The sequence below is a fragment of the Nocardia sp. NPDC049190 genome, assembly GCF_040648115.1.
Taxonomy (GTDB): domain Bacteria; phylum Actinomycetota; class Actinomycetes; order Mycobacteriales; family Mycobacteriaceae; genus Nocardia.
In genome coordinates, this window is record NZ_JBEZDE010000067.1 from 1 (window position 1) to 16,825 (window position 16,825).

The following is a 16,825-nucleotide window of genomic DNA, read 5'->3' on the forward strand; positions in this document are numbered from 1 at the left end:
CGATACCGAGCACTTCGGCACCGCCCCGGAACCGACCGGGGTGAGTGACAGGGAGGCGGTGCAGGCCTGCTGCGGCACCGACGGTCGCGGCGAAACCGAATCCGAGGCGGAAGCCGGGGTCGCGTGCTGCGCACCGGCCGATCGGTAGGGCTCAGGCTCGAGGTGGGCGATGTCGATGCCCCGGTCGCGGCAGTCGGTTGTCGCGGGCGGGGCTTCGGGGTGCCGGCGGGGCGGTGCCCGACCCAGATGTCCAGCTGGGCAGGCTCAGGCCGAGGGGGTTTCGAGTTCGGCGAGCAGGGCTTGGATGCGGTCATTGATGTCATCGCGGATCAAGCGCATGCGCTCGATGCCCTCGACTCCCCACCGCGAAGGCTCCACGGTGTCCCAGTGCCGCGTCGGCACTCCCTCGGGAACGCGGGGTCGGGCTTCACGCCCCAGCACGACAACCACATCGGTGCGTTCGAGCAGGGCGGCATCGATCGGCTTGGGTGCTTCACCAGCGGTGGGGGCGCCGACTTCGTCGAGCACCTGCAGCGCGAGCGGATTCAGTGCCGCACCCGGATCGGTGCCGGCTGAATGCGCCTCGACGCGTTCGCCGGCGAGTTGGCGCATCAACGCCGCCGCTATCTGCGATTTACCGCTGTTACGCACACACACGAACAACACTGTCGGTGCGCTCACGCTGACGACGCCCCGTCCAGGGCAACCCCGTCACGGAACCGATTACGCAGCGCCAGAGAGACATACACCAGCGCCACCAGGACCGGGACCTCGATCAGCGGCCCGACGACCCCGGCGAGCGCCTGTCCGGAGGTCGCGCCGTAGGTGGCGATCGCGACCGCGATGGCCAGTTCGAAATTATTGCCCGCCGCGGTGAACGCCAGCGTGGTCGTGCGCTCATACCCCAAGCCCAGGACCACGGCGCCCAGTAGATAGCCGCCGCCCCACATGATCGCGAAGTAGGCCAGCAGCGGCACGGCGATGCGCACGACGTCCACCGGCTGGGATGTGATCCGGTCACCCTGCAGTGCGAACAGGATCACGATGGTGAACAACAGCCCGTACAACGCCCACGGCCCGATTCGCGGCAGCAAGGTCGACTCATACCAGTCGCGCCCCTTCGCACGCTCACCGAAACGCCGTGTCAGGAACCCGGCCAGCAGGGGGATGCCGAGGAAGATCAGTACGGATTTCGCGATCTGCCAGGGCGCGGTGTCGATCGTGGTCTGCTCCAGCCCCAGCCAACCGGGCAGTACCGACAGGTAGAACCAGCCCAGGACGGCGAACATGATCACCTGGAAGATCGAATTCAACGCCACCAGCACCGCGGCGGCTTCACGATCACCACAGGCCAGATCGTTCCAGATGATCACCATCGCGATACAGCGGGCCAACCCGACGATGATCAACCCGGTTCGGTATTCAGGCAGGTCCGCCAGCAGCAGCCACGCCAGCGCGAACATCAGCACCGGACCCAACAACCAGTTCAGCACGAGTGAGCCGACCAGAAGCCGCCGGTCGCCGGCGACGGCGTCGAGTCGGTCGTAGCGGACCTTCGCCAGAACCGGGTACATCAAGATCAGCAACCCGATCGCGATCGGCAACGAGATTCCGTCGATCTCGACCACGGCGAGAGTGTCCCCGAGACCGGGGATGAGCCGCCCCAGCAGCAGCCCGGCGGCCATGGCGACACCGATCCACACGGGCAGGAACCGGTCCAGCCGCGACAGCTTCGCCACTACACCCCGCTCGCCGCCACCAGTGGTGGCGGTCGTGACGCTCACGCGTTCACCTCGGCGCCCGAGCCGCTTGCCATCAGTAACGCGTCCGAAAGTCGCTGCAGTACCTGCGGAACGACCCGGTAGTACACCCATGAAGCGCGGCGTTCGCTGATCAGCAGCCCGGCCTCGCGCAGCACTTTCAGGTGATGGGAGATCGTCGGCTGAGTCAGGTCGATGCCCTCGGACAGGTCACAGACGCATGCTTCCCGCCCCGCCCGGGATGCGATGGAACTCAGCAACCGCAACCGCACCGGATCCGACAAGGCCTTGAATACCGCCGCCAACTCCACCGCGGCTTCAGCCGGCAGAGGCTCACGCACCCGTGGCGCTGGGCTGCATGCCTCGACCGAGACCCCCGGCAACTGCGACTTAGACATGCATCGATATTGACAATCATCAATCCAGGAGGCAAGCGAACACCCGGTGAACAACCACACACCGCGCCGCCGCCTAGCGCGGGCGCTCGCCGTCCAGACGCTGCGGTCAAGCGTTCGAACACCGATCCGGCCGCCCAGACCGTGATGATGTTTTCACCCATTCCTGATTCCAGGCCTGCTTCAGACCGTAGGGCAGGCGCTGACCGCGCGGGAACTGAGCGCCGGTGGCAGCCGACTGCGTTCGGACCGTCGGACACACGGGGGCCCGCGCGGCGCATCCAGCCATACGGGACAGGTCCGTCAGATCCAGGGCGCAGGCCGACAAGTACGCGCCGCTGCCCCAGCGCCACCCTCTAAAATTCATCAGTCACAATGGTTTTGAGCGCGCTGGGGAGATCGCCGTACGACCCCGACTTCGATCACCGATAAGTCTTCTCCAACACGGAAACAGCGGTAGCCTTCGAGCGCACTTTCGGATTCACCTATCAGGAGACGCTCGATGGCATACGTGCCGAAAACCGTGGAGAAGATGTTTGTCCGGGCCAACACCGTTGCATACCGTGCCAGCGGAGGCAAGATCGGCGGCAGCTTCTACAACTCACCCGTCCTGCTGCTGACCACGACCGGGCGGAAGTCGGGCAAAGAACGCACGACGCCACTGCTCTATCTCCTCGACGAGGAGCGCTACATTGTGGTGGCCTCGGACCGGGGAGCGCCGAAACACCCGGCGTGGTATCTCAACCTCCGCGACCATCCCGACGTGACCGTTCAGATCGGCTCGCAGAAGATCTCGGCCACCGCGACCGAAGTGACCGGCGAGGACCGTGACCAGCTGTGGCCGAGGCTGGTTGAGATGTACCAGGGCTACGACGACTACACCGCCAAGACGACCCGGACTTTTCCCATCGTCACCTTCACTCCGAAGTAGGACCGCCCTAGGGGCACCGTGAAGCTGCCTGCGGGTTCGTGACTAAACGACAGAGTTGCGCCGCCTGGCACGATAGACGTTGCGCGACAGCAGCATTCGTGGCATGAATGCGGATGGAACCGGCGCGCCATGGGGTGCGTCCTATTCAGCATGACGATCGATGTGCGTCCCATCAGCCCAGACGAGTGGTCGCCGGACCGCCTGATCGCGAACGAGGGCAGTGGCCGGTGTCGGCGGCCGTTCGTCGAACAACGGCACATGCAGGTACCCCCAGCGTATGGACAGGGCACAGCCGGTGCGATGCCGCCGTCGTCGCCGGCCGACGGCGCCGACGGCACGCGCACGAGAGAGCCCGGCAAATGAAGGTAGACCCGGAGAAATTGCGAGAGTTGGCAGCGTCGATCGACGATATCGGCGCGCGGGCCGGTGCGTTGCACGTCCGCGCCGGGGCCGATGCCGTAGCCGGCGCGATGCCGAGTTCACCTCTGGCCGAGATATGCGCGACCGCGGGCGAATACGTCGAAAGCGCGTGGCTGAGAATGGCGGTGCGCTGCGAGCGGATGTCCGACATCTGTCGAGGAAGCGCGGGCACCTATGCGGTGACCGATATCGAGTTCCGCGATCACCTGGCTGCGATGAACGCGCGCGGCTGATGCCGGATGATGTTCCCCTGCTCAGCCAGGTATGGGCGTGGCAGCCATGGAAGATCACCGAGGCAGGGCGGGAAATAACGGCTCGCAATGCCGATTTCGGCGACCTCGCGCGGCGGATGGTCACCCAGATCCGCGATGCGGGATCGCACTGGGATGGTGCGGCATACTGGGCCGCCTACGACCGGGTCGCCACGGACAGTGACACCGCCCGCAAGGTCGCTCATGCGGTCGACGAACTCGGCGACGTCATGATCGACGGCGGGAAGTCGCTGACCGATTTCCGAGAGGTATTGGTCGGCAAGGTCGCTGCAGCGACGGAGGCCGGGCTCGCCGTCGCCGATGACTGGACCGTCTCGACGCCGGCAGAAGTCTCCGGCAACGACTGGGAAGCCGTTCGCCGCACTCATCAGTCGGCGATCGACACCGCACTCCGCGAGATGCTGAGTGTGCAGACCGACATCACGATCGGCCTCACGCATGCCTCCGACCAGGTACGGGCCCGGGGTGAGCAGTTCAGTGGCGGCGATCCCGGGCATGATCCGTCGGTCGTCGGTTCGTCCTGGGTGATCCCGGGAATGCCGCCCTTGCCGCCACGCGATAGCGGACAAGGTCCGCATGGTTCGCAACCCTGGTACAGCCGCGGCGACGATATCGCGCTCGAAGCCGTGGTTCAGGCGGCCGCGGTGGCTGCGGACGCACAAGGCCTCCCCCACGCCTCCAAGCATCTACGCCACTATCTCGGCAACAGTGGCGCGGACGTGAATCTGGACCCCGACCAGATCATGCATGACGATCCCGGACTGAAGCAGATTGCCGACGAGCTCGTGAGCGCCGAGGTCCAACGCATCTGCACCGAGGCAGCGGCGACCGGAAACTACGGGATCCCCATCCCGTTCCAATCACCGTGGCAGGATTACAGTTTCGATCCGGAACAGCAGCGGGACTGGTTTCTGGCACTCGGGTCGGTGGAGAATTCCGCCAGTGGCGTCGTCACAGTTCATTCTCCGGAAACATCTGGTGGACAACCAGACATCACCGTCGATTATCGGACCCACATTTTCGACCGGTACAACTGGGATCGCGGCAAGGTGACCGAAATCGCGGGATTCGATGTCTTCGATTCGGCGATCGGCGCGCTGCACACGGCGGGGCTGGCACAGGAGTTCGACCTGCTCGGCGCGTCCGCCGCCAAGCACTACGAAGGCACACTGCCTGCGGACGGACAGCTCACCCTGCCGAACGGACCCGACAGCTACACCGGCGCACGAACCGTCCCGGACGGTGACAATGCTCCCGCGACAGACGCCGCTCCCACGACATACACTGCCGCGCCGTAATGGCCGATGTCCGTGAAACCCTGAAACGAGGAACGCACCGCACGTTCGACGAAGTCTGATCCGGGAGTGGGCGTGAGCGATATCGCTGGTCCGGGCGCCGGTAGCAGACCCAGGCCCATCCGAGGTCGCCCGATGCACTCATCGAACCGAGGCGATCCGACCGAAGACCTTTCGGACCTGGCGGATAGACACCGATCAGGCAACGCCGTTGGCGGTCTCCGTGTGCAGGCGACGGAAGCGGCTGCCGTGGAAGACCAGTGGGTCCGCGTCGGCGCGGGTGGCGATGCGGTGGACGCGGAGGATGACGACGGCGTGATCACCCGCGGGAACGGTGGCTTCGGGTACGCCCTCGATCCAGGCGGAGGCGCCCTCGATGAAGACGGCATCACCGCTGCCGCGGTACAGATCGACGTCGCGGAAACGGTCCCCGTCCCGGGTGCCGAGCGAGCGTGCGGCGGCTTGTTGGTCCGTACCGAGCAGGCTGAGGCCGAGATGGCTCGCGGCTGCGAGCTTGGGCCAGGTCGCCGAGGAGTTCTGTACGCAGAACGAGACCAGCGGTGGGTCGAGCGAAACGGGGACGAAAGTGCTGACCGCGAGCCCGTATGAGGTACCGTCGAGCTCGGCGCATACCGCGACGACACCGCTGGGGAAGTTGGCGAACGCGCGACGGAGTCCGGCTCCGTCGGCGGGAGATCCGAACAGGTCATGCATGATTCGCAGCCTTCGAACTGGTGGCCAGTGCCTGGGCGACCGAGCGCCATCGATCACTGTACCGGTCGATCACACCGTCCTCGTGGAATGTGCGGCCGGACAGATAGAGCCCCGGCAGGGCCGCGGTAGCTCCGATCTCGACCAGCACCGGCTCGAGCAGCAGGTCGGGCGCTAGCGCATGGGCGGGTCCCGCGCCGAGCATCACCGGCACCGCGAGCACTCGGCCGAAATATCGCGCACTGCTGCGGGAACCGGCCAGCCGCAGCAGGTTCAGATAGACGAAGTGATTATGTGGGATCTGGGCGATGTTGGGGTCGGCGACGGCAAGGATCCGCACTACCTCCGCGACTGCGCTCGGTGGCAGATCGGCGCCACCGTAGGCGGCCGGCACGGCGACGGCCAGCAAACCGCTGGCAGCGAGCCTGTCGATCTCCAGGTATGGCAACGTCCGATCCCGGTCACGCGCGGCGGCCCCCGTGCCGAATTCCGCCACGAACCGGTCCGCGACCGCGAATGCCTGCGCCGCCGACAGAATACGATCGGCAACGCAGGACGCGAACCGGGCTCGCCCGGCGCTATGCTCCGTGGTCATAGCAGCTCCATCGTGTTTCGGGGTAGCGGTCGGATCGGAGACCGGTCGCACCCCGCGCACCCGGCCTCCGTCCAGTCCAACACCATGACCCGAACGCCACGAGGGTTTGAATCGGCCGGATCGGATCGGCCCGTTACTCCACCGCCGACGCCGGAGCAATGGGTGGAGTTGCTCGACTGCGCGGACCCGGCGTGGCGCAACCACACCCTTGCCGGAACCCAGAGGGCAGAAACCGTACCCGGCGGCGGTCATCGGTGCTGTCGCGATGTGCGCGTAAGGCCTCGAGTTCGCTCGGAAAGACCTGGTCGATCCTGGCCTCGCCGACGTCATCGATGCGGTATATCGCCCACACCCCGCTGCCGGTCTCACCCTCGGGTTCCGGTGGACGCGGCCGTTCCGGTTGGACGAACCGACCGAGCAGTGATGCCAGCGAACCGACGCTCGCGTGAGCTACGCGAGCCAGATATACGCCGGCTTTCCCGAGCAGGTCGCGGGGGCCAGCGGGTTCTTCCACCGCTCGCTCAGCATCAACGCCCTGGAATTCGCCGCCCGCTGGCGGACAGCGGTCCGTACCCGGCTGCGACGGCCACTTCCGCCGTCTTCGCCGCTCCGACCTGTGCTACGTCGACCGCGATCAGGTCATGACCGAGTTCCGCGCACACGCCACCGAACTCGGTTACCGCGCAGGCCGGCAGCCCGGAATGGGCTGCCTACACGGTCGGGCCTCGAGTCCATTCGAGCGGCAGCACAGCACCAAAGCAAAGTGGCACATGGGATCTCCGGCAACTTTGGTGTTCCCAGCTGTGATCAGGCTTCGCAACAGCCGTCCCGCACTGTCGCGACAACCGGTTCCGGTCGACCGGAACCGCGGTACCGCTCGACCGGTAGCGACGGACTCAGCGCAGTTGCGCCGCCGACATGCATTCGGAGGCAATGCGACTGCTGGCGGAGCGCGCCTTGTCCGCATCCTCCTTGCTCATGCCCAGCGTCTCCTGGTCGGGCGACTTCGCGTCGTACTTGTCGCTGATCATGACCCGCAGGCCGGCCTGCGAAATTCCCTGATCCACGAACACCTTTGCGGCGCAGTCCGCCAACTGCTGGTTCTTGAGGCCCTTGTCGTGCAGCGACTTCGCGAGGTCGGCCTGCGTCACCGTGGCCGCCGTCGTGTCCTTATCGCTGCCACAGGCCGCGAGCACCGGCAACGCGATCAGCGCCGCGGCGATCATGCAGATCCGCACTTGACTCCTCTTCCGTCGAAATAGCCACCGTGTGGGGCGAGGACACCATAATGCCGCGCCGCGCCCCGCGGTAGTCATTCCCGCCGATCGACATCGGATGCGTTCCCGCACAAGATGTTGCGCTGCGGCGACCGCGCCCGTCTCACAGATCCATCGCCGCCCGTAGCGCGGTGTCGAGGCGCTCCAGAGTAGCGATATCCACCGCGTCGACCCGCTCGGACAGCCAACCGCGAAAGATGCGCCCGATGTTCCCGGCGTGCACCCAGCCGTGCTCCTGCACCGGGACGGCGAGAATGTCGCGCGGGTCCTCGTCGACCACCTCGGCGCCGATCAGCCATGGGCGAGGGGATTGGTTGATGCCATCGCTGCTGATCAGCACAACCGTCCGGCGACGCGGCGAACCATGCGGGTTGTAGTTCCACAGTTCACCCCGAAGCACGCATCGCCTCCTCGGCGGCCGCGAGTTCGGCCGCGTCCGCGGCGGCATCGGCGGTCACGTCCGACCCGGGCCCGACGCCCATACGCACGGCCTCGCGTCGCGCGGCCTTCGATATCCACGCCGAGGGTGACATGCCCGAGCGGGCCGCGGCCTGTTCGGCATAGGACCAGGCAGCCTCGTCGAACGACAAGGTGACCTTACGTGTTGCCATACCGATTATCGTACCGTCGGCGAGTACCATGCTGGCGGCGGCGTACGCACTTCCCCGCCCTGCTGACCATCATTCCGGACATCCCCGCATCCCGGACATCCCCGCATCCCGGACATCCCCGCACCGTGCGGTTTCGCCTCGGCCGATCCGAACTGATGGCCGACCACTGCTGTTAGGGTTGACCCGATCGTCCGACGGCAGACGGGGATGACGAGCATGACGACATTGCATCATCATCGGGTCGGCGCAGGGGAACCGATCGTGCTGATACACGGGGTTGGGGCCCAATGGCGGATATGGAAGCCGATCATCGATACCCTGGCCGCTTCCTACGAAGTGATCGCGGTCGACCTGCCAGGATTCGGCACCTCGACGCCGCTCGCGCACACGACTGTCGACACGCTCACCGACGCCCTCGCCGAGTTCCTGTCCGCGCAAGGGATCGATCGTCCACATCTGGCGGGTAATTCGATGGGCGGGCTGATCGGACTGAATCTGGGCGCGCGCGGTCTGGCCCGTTCGGTCACCGCTTACTCACCGATCGCCTTCTGGAGCACCGCGGGTCGCATCTGGTGCCAGCAGTCGCTGGGTAGATCGCAGGCGCTCGCCCGGGTGCTGCGGCCCGCGCTACCTGCCGTCCTCGGCACCGCGGTGGGCCGGACCGTGTTCCTGACGCTGATCTTCGGCAAACCTTGGGCGCTGAACGCCCACGTGGCATTGGACATCGCGACCAACGCGGCGGACGCGGCGGGATTCGCCCCGGCGCTCGCGTCGTTCACCGACACCGAACTGCCCGAGACCGGTTCGCTGGCAGACATTCCCGTCACGATCGCCTGGGGCAACCGCGACATCTTGCTCACCTATGCCACGCAAAGCCGCAGGGCGCGCGCCGTGCTGCCGAATGCCGAGCACGTCACCCTGCGCGGCAGCGGGCACACCCCGTTCTTCGATGACCCGTCCAGCTGCGCACGTGTGCTGCGCGAGACGATCGAGCGGGCGCGCTAGCGTCGGTTCGTCAGCCGGGTGGATCGAGCAGGGTGTCCGCGTCGGCGGCGCCGAGCAACACATGCACCGCGTTCCCCCACCGGTGCTGGAGAATTCGGGTCCGCTCCAGATCTCCGGTCAGCAGCACCCGCAGGGCGAGTCCGGTCATCATCTCGATGGTGAACTCGGTGACCGTCGGAACCCGCGGGTCGTCAGGGAACTCGTGACGGAAGATCTCGCGAATGCTGTTGTGCATCGACTCGAACAATCGGGACTCCAGTGGCAGTAACGCCGCGAGTAGTTCCGGGTCGGTGCGCGCGCCGACCCACATCTCCAGCGCGGCCCAGAACGACGGACCGCTGAGCATCCGCGTGGTCAGCTCGACCGCCGTCGCCAATCGGTCCGCATCCGGTGGTATCGCCTCGAATTCACGTGTCATCTGCGCGAATCGGCGTGCGGCGACGTGCTCGACGGCGCCGGCGAGGAGATCGGCCTTGGTCGGGAAGTAATGCTGCAGGGTGCCGCGCGATACTCCGGCCCGCTTCTGCACCTCCAGTGTCGTCGTGCCCGCGTAGCCGACCTCGACCATGCTTTCCACCGCCGCGTCCAGCAGTCGGGTGCGCATGCGCTCCCTACGCCGCGCCTGCGTCTCCCGGACACGATCCGGCATGGGCTTCAGCGCCCCTGCCATCGAGGCTCGCGCTTCTGCGCGAACGCGAGGGCGCCCTCGGCGGCGTCTTCGGAAAACAGTGCGGGCACGGCGATCTCGCCCTGCTTCGCGAAGCCCTCCTCGACCGACCAGTCCGGCGACCGGTCGATGATCTGCTTACTCGCCGCCACCGCAAGCGGCGCGGCGGCGGCGATCTCGGCCGCCATCTCCAGCGCTCCCGCCAGGGCCGCGCCCGGCTCACTGACGCGATTGACCACACCGAGCTGATAGAGCCGCTCGGCGCCGACCCTCGCGCCGGTGAGCGCGAGTTCGGCGGCCATGTTGCGCGGCAGCCGCTGACTCAGCCGCAGTACGCCGCCGCCCGCGGCCACCAGACCGCGCTTGACCTCGGGGATACCGAACTGCGCGTCGCGCGCGGCGACGATCAGATCACCCGACAGCGCCAACTCGAAACCACCTGCCAGGGCGAAGCCTTCGACCGCCGAGACCATCGGCTTCACCGGCGGCTTCGCCGCGATGCCGAGCGGGCCACGGCGCTGCGTCATCGGCATCTCGCCCTTCGAGGCGGCGACGAGATCCATTCCGGCACTGAATGTTCCGCCCGCGCCGGTGAGCACGAGGACACGCGCGGCGTCGTCGGCCTCGAACTCGTCGACGGCTGACTCGATGGCCTGTGCGGTGGCGAGGTCGATGGCGTTGCGCACCTCGGGACGGTTGATGGTCAGCACGGTGATCGCATCGCGCCGATCGACAACTACCAGGTCGGTCATCGGGCGTTCCTCTCGGTGAGCAGGGTGAACCTATCCGCGGCGGCGATCTCGACGTCCGCGCCGAGCGGGTCGCCCTCGGTGAACGCCGCGATGGTGTCGGCATCGGACGCCCGAACCAGTATGCGGGCGCCCGCGGGCGTCAGCGCACTCATCACCACGGCTTCGGGCTCATCGAAGTATTCCGGCGCCGACCCCTTGTGGTACGCGACCGTGTACGCCTCGACCGTCGCGGAACCGGTGTATCCGGGGGCCTGCGCGCGCCGCGCCGCCGGAGCCTGCGCTTCGATCGCGTGGAACAGTCGCGCGGGCGGTGTTGCGGAGTACACGCCGATGCCGTGCTTGGTGCTGTACCACCCCAGCGCTGTCGCAAGTCCGTAGGCGCTCGGGTCCGTGCGCAGCACGCCGACCAGTGTCGCGACCGCATGCGTCGTGTAGTTGTTGCCCGGCCCGCCGGCGAAGGTGAGCCCACCGGTTATCGACAGTGCGCGCGTCGAGTCGTCGATCGGCAGCCCGAGCGCCTCGGCGGCGATCTGCACGGCGGCCGGGAAGCACGCGTAGAGATCGATGTGCGCGACCGCATCGATGTCGATGCCGGCCGTGGCCAGCGCCGCGCGGCCCGCCGCCGCGATGGCAGGCGACACGGCCATGTCGGCGCGCTCGGAGACGAACCACTCGTCGGTCGCGGTGGCGCCACCGTGGGGGAACACCCAGCGCTCCCTCGGCACCCCTGCCGCGTCGGCGGCGGCGGCACTGCACAGGATCAGCCCGGCGCCCAGGTCGACCGATAGGTTCGCGACCAGGAGCTTCGGATAGGGCGTCGACACCATGCGATTGCCAGGCCTCGGCGCCAGGAGTTCAGCGGCCGAGCGTGCGACGGGCTGCCACGCGTACGGATTGCGCGCGGCGACCGCGGACAGCCGCGACCACAGCCCGCCGATCCGCTCCCGGTGGATGGCTTCACTCAGACCGAGCCTGCGGCGCAACGCCGTCTCCATCAGCGCGTAAAAGTACACCGGACCCCACAAGCCCGCGGCGGTCTCCATATCCGAGTTGGGCGCCCGATTCGACCCGACGATCGCGCCGGGCAGCGTGTCCTGGGACTGTTGCGGCCAGTCCAGTGCGGTACCAGTGCGGGTGGCGGCGTTCCAGGAGGCCACCGCTTCGGCACCAGTGATCACCGCGACGTCCGATCGCCCGTCGGCGATGGCCTGCGCGACGGCGTTGAGCAAACGTTGCGGTGCGTCGCCGCCGAAACGCACGGATTGAACGGTTCGCTTCGGGGCGGCGCCGACCTCGGCGGCAACCAGCGCACCGAGGTCACCGTACGGATGGCTGACCGGAGCAACGGCGGCGACCAGGTCCACGGACCGCAGCAACCGATCGCCGACCCCGCTGTCGGCGCCCGCGCGCCGCAGGGATTCGGCCGCGAGCTCGACCGGACCTGGTAAGCCCGGCTCGCCGGATCGGTGCACGACCAGCCCTGCGACGACGAGTACCGGCGTCCGCGGGTCCATACCGGCTGGCAGCATCGTTCCTCCGGATCCATAACCGTCAGTATTGACGGTACCTTTCGTCCGATTAGAACAGAGGCCGAAAGCCTCGGGCAATAGCACCGGTAAGTGGAGCTGATCCATCAGCAAGATTCAAGAATGAGTATCAACATCACGCTGCTGCTGGATAGCGAACGCGGACGTCACCCGCCACCGGTCGGGCGCACGCCACGGCATGATCATCGACCGGCGCCGCGATCCGATCACCGGCACGGCGGGCGTGCGCCGCATGGACACGTGCGCGGAAAGCCGCTCGGGCACCGAACCCGACGCCAGCAGCGGCCGAAACCCTCGCGCGTTTGCAGCTAAGGTTAGGCAATCAAACCCCCACCCTCGGGCCGGCACCCTCGACGCGGCACCACAACCTCGTTCATGCTAAATACATTGCTGCCCTTTTGATTTCGAATACCGAAATGGCCCACGCCACCACCACATCGCACTCGCACGGGCGATCCATCTCATACCTCAGCCGACAAACCCAGATGGCAATCTGCCAGTTAACCAAACTGAGACTCAGCAGTCTGAGACACACGCCACAATCCTCCTGGTCCCGCTGTTAGCATTTTGCAAGATTCGCCAGCCAGTCGAATAGTGGTGCGTGGCACACTGCGAAGGGTCTGTGTATCGCGGGAATTCTGTGTTTCGCACCGCTCTCGGCATTCAACCGGAGGGCTCACAGACATTGACCAGGACCGGATCCATTCTGCTTTCAGCATTGGCGGGCGCCTCGGCTTTGCTCCTGATGGCAACCTCACCCGCCACCGCCAATCCGAACGCGATCAATCCGATTCCGGTTCTCAACGGCACCACCGGATTACCGAATCTGGCCGGCCGCAGCAGGGCGATATTCCAGATGACGGGCATGGCCAGCCCGAACAATACCCAGACCTACAACGTGCTGGGCACCGACCTCGGCATCATGTGGGACAACGGCCACGGCGAAATGCTCACCGCTTTCGGTGACACCGCGGGGTTCGGTCTTCCGAACCTGCTCGCCGGCAGCGCCTGGGCATGGCGCAGCAATATCCTCCTCCGCAGCCATACCCAGGATCCGGCCGGCGGCATCTTCTTCGACAGCGTGGTACGTGACGTATTCGGCCAGGCGCGTGATCTGATTCCCAGCCCGAAAATTCCATTCCTGGAAATCAGCCGGATTCCCACGGCGGGGATCTCGGCCGACGGCGTGCAGTACATGAGCCTGATGTCGGTGCGGAACTGGGACGATGTCGGCCAGTGGAGCACCAACTTCTCCGGACTGGCCGTATCCGGTGACAACGGCGAAACATGGGCCGACCTACCGGAAACCCGACGGCCGAACGAGGGCGCCGACGCCAACTTCCAGATGAACTCCTTTCTGAAGAATGGCGGATACATCTACGAGTACGGCACTCCCTCCGGCCGCAACAAAGCCGCATATGTAGCGCGGGTCCGTGAAAGCGACATCGCGAATCTGAGCCGATACGAATACTGGGATGGCGATCGTTGGCGCATGAACGACGTGAATGCGGCGGTGCCGATCATGGGGGGCGTGGGCGAACTCTCGGTGATGTACAACGACTACCTGGGACAGTTCATCTCGCTGACCACCGATCCGTTCAACTCCGTGGTGCTGCGTCGCGCACCCTCGCCGGCGGGCCCATGGAGCGCCCCCGAGGTGCTGATCGACACCAGAGAATTGCCGACCGCTTACGCTCCTTCGATCTACCCGTATCAGACCGGACGCGACCTTTACTTCCTCACGACTGTGCACAGCCAGTACAACGTCGTGCTGATGCGCACAACGCTGTAGCACCGGCGAACGGAGCGATCCTGCGCGGTAGTTGACCTCAACAAGGGTTTACGTATGAGGCTGAACCGCGTCGGGTTGTTTTCGTTTTCAGGAGGACCAGTGGGCACCACCGCCGATATCCATGCCTGGCTCAGCGCCAACGCCCATCGGGTGGACAGCACCGATCCGGCTGCTACCGGCCGTGATCTCGACAACCTGCTCGCCGGACTCGACTCCGCGACCGTGGTAGGCCTCGGCGAATCGACGCGGTTCTCGCGGCAGACCTGCGGCGTGCGGGAGCGCGTGTTTCGGGCGTTGGTGCGGCGGCACGGCTTCCGCGCGCTGGCGATCCAGGACAGCGCGCAGTCCGGCGCACGCTGGGATCGGTTCGTCACCACCGGTGTGAGCGATCCAGAAACGGTGCTCAGCGACGCCTGGCGGCCGTGGCGAACCGAGGAAACCATCGCGACACTGCAGTGGATCCGCGCGTACAACCGCGCCCATCCGGACGATCCGGTGCGGATCTTCGGCGTCCAGCCGACACATGCCGAACCGAGTGACTACGACGCGGTACTCGCCTCCGTGCGCGATACCGCACCGGAGCAGCTGGCCGCGATGGATGCGCACCTGGCGCCGATTCGCACCGCGCACCAGGTCGACGAACACGTCCAGCGCTATCGGGGCGTGCACCCGGGCCGCCCGTTCGTCGAGCACGCTCGGGACGCACTGGCACTACTCGAAGCCCTGCCGGATACGCCGGAACGCGCCACCGCACTGACCCACGCGCGCCTGATCCGGGACTTCCATCAGCACAGCGTCGCAGGTCAGGGCAGTTTCGCCCGCGATGAGCGGCCCGACGCGGAAACCGTGATCGAGTGGCAGCGCACGACCGGCGCCAAGATCGCCTACTGGGACGGACTCGCGCACACCACCAACGCCCGCATCACGATGGAATCAGCCGAATTCCGCGGCGTGGGTAGCTACCTGCGCGAGCATTTCGGCGACCGATACATCTCGGTGGCCATCGGCTTCCACCACGGGAACCTGGGCGTAGCGGTAGCGCCCGACCCACTGCCCGACCTGATCGACGCCACCCTCGGAGCGCTCGACCTGCCGGCATTCTACGTGGACCTGCACGCCGACGCGCCGGAATCGGTCCGCCGCTGGCTGACCACCCCCGCGAAGGCCCGCACCATCAGCGGCGTGTACGACCCGGCTGCCGACGCGACCGCACACATCCGGGTGCAGTCGCTCGCCGCCGCGTTCGATGTGCTGATCCACGTGCGCGAGACCACGCCGGTGCGCTGGCTGCCGCAAGTATCCGTCTGAGGGACAACCGCGGTTCGGGCGATCAATAGACTCGCGACTATGGATGCGGCCGATTGGGACGAGCGTTACGCGCAAACGGAATTAGTCTGGGGCGCACCGCCGAACAGCACCGTGGTAGAGCACATCTACGGATTACAGCGGCGCACGGCGGTGCCACCCGACGGCGATCCCCCGGAGTTCCCGCGCGCTCTCGACCTCGCGTGCGGCGAGGGCCGCAACACGCTGTGGCTCGCCACGCACGGTTGGCAGGTGCACGCGGTCGACTATTCCCAGGTCGGCATCGACAAAGGCCGTACCGTGGCCTCGCGACTGTCCCGCTCGGTCCGCGGCCGCATCACCTGGCAGTGCGCTGACGTCACCGACCTCGACGCGGCAGGCATCACCGGACCGTTCGAACTGGTCTTGATGGTCTTCCTGCACTTACCCCCCGAGCAGCGCCGCTCAGTGGTCCGACGGTCGGCCGAGCTACTCGCCCCCGACGGCACTCTGCTCGTCCTCGGCCACGACACCACGAACCTGACCGATGGCTGCGGCGGCCCACAGGACCCCGCCATCCTCTACACCCCCGACGACATCGTCGCCGACCTGGGCCCCGTAGCTGCCGCCCACCGCATCCGCATCCGCACCGCCGACCGCGTCTTCCGTCCCACCGAAACCCGCGACGCGATCGACGCCCTCGTCATCGCCACCCGCCCACCCGACCAACCCACCGACTGACCGCCGACGAACGGCACGCCATGACGCCCCCTAACCGTTCGTCGCCGGCCGCTCGGACCAGCGGATCAACCAGGGGGTGACGGTCTCGGAAATGAGGTCGAAGTTCGCACGAAAGGAGTGGGGCTGGCCGGGGATGACCCGGACTTCGGCGGCATCGGCGGGGTCCGGGATACCGAAAGGATCATTGGCCCCGTTGACGACCACCACCTCGACAGGTTCGGCGTCCAGCAACTCCTCGCGACGGGATCTATCCGGCTTCCCCGGCGGGTGCAGCGGGAAAGAAAGCGCGATCACGCCGCGCACCCGCGCCGGGACGGCGGTCCGACAGGCGACCCGTGCCCCGTTGCTCCGTCCACCCTGGATCAGCGGGATTCGCTTACGCCCGCGCAGGTGAGCAACGATCTCCAACCAGGCCTCGTCCTGTTTGACCGCCGAACCGGGCGCGCGGCGGCCGGCGACCCGGTACGGCTGCACGACCCGCGCCACGGCCCCACCCAGACGAAGCGCCGAATCACGTACCGCGAGAAGATCTTTCGCGTCCACCCCGCCGCCGGAACCATGTGTGAGCAGCAGCAGGAACGCGGGTCTACGCGGCTGATCGAGTTCGATCTCAGCCGGTCCGGCACTCGTCTCGATGCGCACACCTCACTGTATTGAATTTGCTGTGTTTGTTTGGCAGCGCCTGCGGCGCTGCGGGTTCGCGGCCCCTGTGTGGCTCGCGTCCGAGCGACCGCCGCTTGCGACTTCGTCGCGGGCGCAGCGGCCGCTCG

At 66.7% G+C, this 16,825-nt stretch carries 20 protein-coding genes; 7 read left to right on the forward strand and 13 right to left on the reverse strand.

Going from position 1 to position 16,825, the window contains the following annotated elements; genetic code table 11:
* Positions 1–264 precede the first annotated feature (264 nt).
* From AB0B25_RS30530 to AB0B25_RS30540, 3 genes are read right to left on the reverse strand one after another with little or no spacing between them, the layout of a single operon-like run.
* Positions 265–681: an arsenate reductase ArsC gene (locus AB0B25_RS30530; RefSeq protein WP_357186857.1), complete on the reverse strand. Its 417-nt coding sequence runs from the start codon at positions 679–681 to the stop codon at positions 265–267.
* Positions 678–1,784 carry an ACR3 family arsenite efflux transporter gene (gene arsB, locus AB0B25_RS30535; protein ID WP_357186860.1) on the reverse strand — a complete coding sequence of 369 codons (1,107 nt, stop codon included), beginning with the start codon at positions 1,782–1,784 and terminating at the stop codon, positions 678–680. The genes AB0B25_RS30530 and arsB overlap by 4 nt, the downstream gene beginning before the upstream one ends.
* On the reverse strand, positions 1,781–2,158 hold the full coding sequence (locus AB0B25_RS30540) for a metalloregulator ArsR/SmtB family transcription factor (RefSeq protein WP_357186863.1): 378 nt from the start codon (positions 2,156–2,158) through the stop codon (positions 1,781–1,783). The genes arsB and AB0B25_RS30540 overlap by 4 nt, the downstream gene beginning before the upstream one ends.
* Before the next feature lie 499 nt (positions 2,159–2,657).
* On the opposite strand from AB0B25_RS30540, the gene AB0B25_RS30545 reads away from it, so the two are divergent.
* The 3 genes from AB0B25_RS30545 to AB0B25_RS30555 all read left to right on the forward strand — a co-directional run bounded on the left by AB0B25_RS30545 (position 2,658) and on the right by AB0B25_RS30555 (position 5,076).
* Positions 2,658–3,086, forward strand: coding sequence for a nitroreductase family deazaflavin-dependent oxidoreductase (locus AB0B25_RS30545; RefSeq protein WP_357186866.1), 429 nt, complete (start codon positions 2,658–2,660; stop codon positions 3,084–3,086).
* A 359-nt stretch (positions 3,087–3,445) separates the two neighbouring features.
* Positions 3,446–3,739, forward strand: coding sequence for a type VII secretion target (locus AB0B25_RS30550; protein WP_357186870.1), 294 nt, complete (start codon positions 3,446–3,448; stop codon positions 3,737–3,739).
* Positions 3,739–5,076, forward strand: a complete 1,338-nt coding sequence (locus tag AB0B25_RS30555) for a hypothetical protein (protein WP_357186872.1) — start codon at positions 3,739–3,741, stop codon at positions 5,074–5,076. Before AB0B25_RS30550 ends, AB0B25_RS30555 begins: the two co-directional genes overlap by 1 nt.
* A 195-nt stretch (positions 5,077–5,271) precedes the next feature.
* On the opposite strand, the gene AB0B25_RS30560 is transcribed toward AB0B25_RS30555, so the two are convergent.
* From AB0B25_RS30560 to AB0B25_RS30585, 6 genes are all read right to left on the reverse strand, one after another.
* On the reverse strand, positions 5,272–5,787 hold the full coding sequence (locus AB0B25_RS30560; RefSeq protein ID WP_357186875.1) for a flavin reductase family protein: 516 nt from the start codon (positions 5,785–5,787) through the stop codon (positions 5,272–5,274).
* A complete protein-coding gene (locus AB0B25_RS30565) occupies positions 5,780–6,379 on the reverse strand; it encodes an acyl-CoA dehydrogenase family protein (RefSeq protein ID WP_357186878.1) in 600 nt (199 codons plus the stop codon). Before AB0B25_RS30565 ends, AB0B25_RS30560 begins: the two co-directional genes overlap by 8 nt.
* Positions 6,380–6,512: 133 nt before the next feature.
* A complete protein-coding gene (locus AB0B25_RS30570; protein WP_357186913.1) occupies positions 6,513–6,866 on the reverse strand; it encodes a hypothetical protein in 354 nt (117 codons plus the stop codon).
* 409 nt (positions 6,867–7,275) lie between these two features.
* A complete protein-coding gene (locus tag AB0B25_RS30575; protein WP_357186881.1) occupies positions 7,276–7,617 on the reverse strand; it encodes a hypothetical protein in 342 nt (113 codons plus the stop codon).
* A gap of 142 nt (positions 7,618–7,759) precedes the next feature.
* Positions 7,760–8,056: a hypothetical protein gene (locus AB0B25_RS30580; protein ID WP_357186884.1), complete on the reverse strand. Its 297-nt coding sequence runs from the start codon at positions 8,054–8,056 to the stop codon at positions 7,760–7,762.
* Positions 8,043–8,267 (reverse strand): hypothetical protein, encoded by a 225-nt coding sequence (locus tag AB0B25_RS30585; protein WP_357186887.1) that lies wholly within the window; start codon positions 8,265–8,267, stop codon positions 8,043–8,045. The genes AB0B25_RS30580 and AB0B25_RS30585 overlap by 14 nt, the downstream gene beginning before the upstream one ends.
* A 216-nt stretch (positions 8,268–8,483) precedes the next feature.
* Between AB0B25_RS30585 and AB0B25_RS30590 the strand changes: the two genes are divergently transcribed.
* Positions 8,484–9,272: an alpha/beta hydrolase gene (locus AB0B25_RS30590; protein WP_357186890.1), complete on the forward strand. Its 789-nt coding sequence runs from the start codon at positions 8,484–8,486 to the stop codon at positions 9,270–9,272.
* Positions 9,273–9,282: 10 nt separating this feature from the next.
* On the opposite strand, the gene AB0B25_RS30595 is transcribed toward AB0B25_RS30590, so the two are convergent.
* The 3 genes from AB0B25_RS30595 to AB0B25_RS30605 are packed head-to-tail and all read right to left on the reverse strand — an operon-like array spanning position 9,283 to position 12,220.
* Positions 9,283–9,921, reverse strand: coding sequence for a TetR/AcrR family transcriptional regulator (locus AB0B25_RS30595; RefSeq protein WP_357186893.1), 639 nt, complete (start codon positions 9,919–9,921; stop codon positions 9,283–9,285).
* A 5-nt stretch (positions 9,922–9,926) separates the two neighbouring features.
* Positions 9,927–10,691 carry a crotonase/enoyl-CoA hydratase family protein gene (locus tag AB0B25_RS30600; protein ID WP_357186896.1) on the reverse strand — a complete coding sequence of 255 codons (765 nt, stop codon included), beginning with the start codon at positions 10,689–10,691 and terminating at the stop codon, positions 9,927–9,929.
* Positions 10,688–12,220, reverse strand: coding sequence for an acetyl-CoA acetyltransferase (locus AB0B25_RS30605; protein WP_357186899.1), 1,533 nt, complete (start codon positions 12,218–12,220; stop codon positions 10,688–10,690). The genes AB0B25_RS30600 and AB0B25_RS30605 overlap by 4 nt, the downstream gene beginning before the upstream one ends.
* A gap of 703 nt (positions 12,221–12,923) precedes the next feature.
* Between AB0B25_RS30605 and AB0B25_RS30610 the strand changes: the two genes are divergently transcribed.
* The 3 genes from AB0B25_RS30610 to AB0B25_RS30620 all read left to right on the forward strand — a co-directional run bounded on the left by AB0B25_RS30610 (position 12,924) and on the right by AB0B25_RS30620 (position 16,055).
* On the forward strand, positions 12,924–14,030 hold the full coding sequence (locus AB0B25_RS30610) for a DUF4185 domain-containing protein (RefSeq protein WP_357186902.1): 1,107 nt from the start codon (positions 12,924–12,926) through the stop codon (positions 14,028–14,030).
* Positions 14,031–14,129: 99 nt separating this feature from the next.
* Complete coding sequence (locus tag AB0B25_RS30615) at positions 14,130–15,338, forward strand: erythromycin esterase family protein (RefSeq protein WP_357186904.1); 1,209 nt, start codon at positions 14,130–14,132, stop codon at positions 15,336–15,338.
* 39 nt (positions 15,339–15,377) lie between these two features.
* On the forward strand, positions 15,378–16,055 hold the full coding sequence (locus tag AB0B25_RS30620; RefSeq protein ID WP_357186907.1) for a class I SAM-dependent methyltransferase: 678 nt from the start codon (positions 15,378–15,380) through the stop codon (positions 16,053–16,055).
* A 30-nt stretch (positions 16,056–16,085) separates the two neighbouring features.
* Here AB0B25_RS30620 and AB0B25_RS30625 read toward each other — a convergent pair whose 3' ends face one another.
* Positions 16,086–16,697 carry an alpha/beta family hydrolase gene (locus AB0B25_RS30625; protein ID WP_357186910.1) on the reverse strand — a complete coding sequence of 204 codons (612 nt, stop codon included), beginning with the start codon at positions 16,695–16,697 and terminating at the stop codon, positions 16,086–16,088.
* Positions 16,698–16,825: the final 128 nt, after the last annotated feature.

Coding starts and splice junctions, on each gene's coding strand:
- AB0B25_RS30560 (WP_357186875.1), bottom strand. CDS start 5,787: ATGCATGACCTGTTCGGATCTCCCGCCGACGGAGCCGGACTCCGTCGC.
- AB0B25_RS30550 (WP_357186870.1), top strand. CDS start 3,446: ATGAAGGTAGACCCGGAGAAATTGCGAGAGTTGGCAGCGTCGATCGAC.
- AB0B25_RS30565 (WP_357186878.1), bottom strand. CDS start 6,379: ATGACCACGGAGCATAGCGCCGGGCGAGCCCGGTTCGCGTCCTGCGTT.
- AB0B25_RS30600 (WP_357186896.1), bottom strand. CDS start 10,691: ATGACCGACCTGGTAGTTGTCGATCGGCGCGATGCGATCACCGTGCTG.
- AB0B25_RS30590 (WP_357186890.1), top strand. CDS start 8,484: ATGACGACATTGCATCATCATCGGGTCGGCGCAGGGGAACCGATCGTG.
- AB0B25_RS30545 (WP_357186866.1), top strand. CDS start 2,658: ATGGCATACGTGCCGAAAACCGTGGAGAAGATGTTTGTCCGGGCCAAC.
- AB0B25_RS30595 (WP_357186893.1), bottom strand. CDS start 9,921: ATGCCGGATCGTGTCCGGGAGACGCAGGCGCGGCGTAGGGAGCGCATG.
- AB0B25_RS30620 (WP_357186907.1), top strand. CDS start 15,378: ATGGATGCGGCCGATTGGGACGAGCGTTACGCGCAAACGGAATTAGTC.
- AB0B25_RS30540 (WP_357186863.1), bottom strand. CDS start 2,158: ATGTCTAAGTCGCAGTTGCCGGGGGTCTCGGTCGAGGCATGCAGCCCA.
- AB0B25_RS30605 (WP_357186899.1), bottom strand. CDS start 12,220: ATGCTGCCAGCCGGTATGGACCCGCGGACGCCGGTACTCGTCGTCGCA.
- AB0B25_RS30555 (WP_357186872.1), top strand. CDS start 3,739: ATGCCGGATGATGTTCCCCTGCTCAGCCAGGTATGGGCGTGGCAGCCA.
- AB0B25_RS30585 (WP_357186887.1), bottom strand. CDS start 8,267: ATGGCAACACGTAAGGTCACCTTGTCGTTCGACGAGGCTGCCTGGTCC.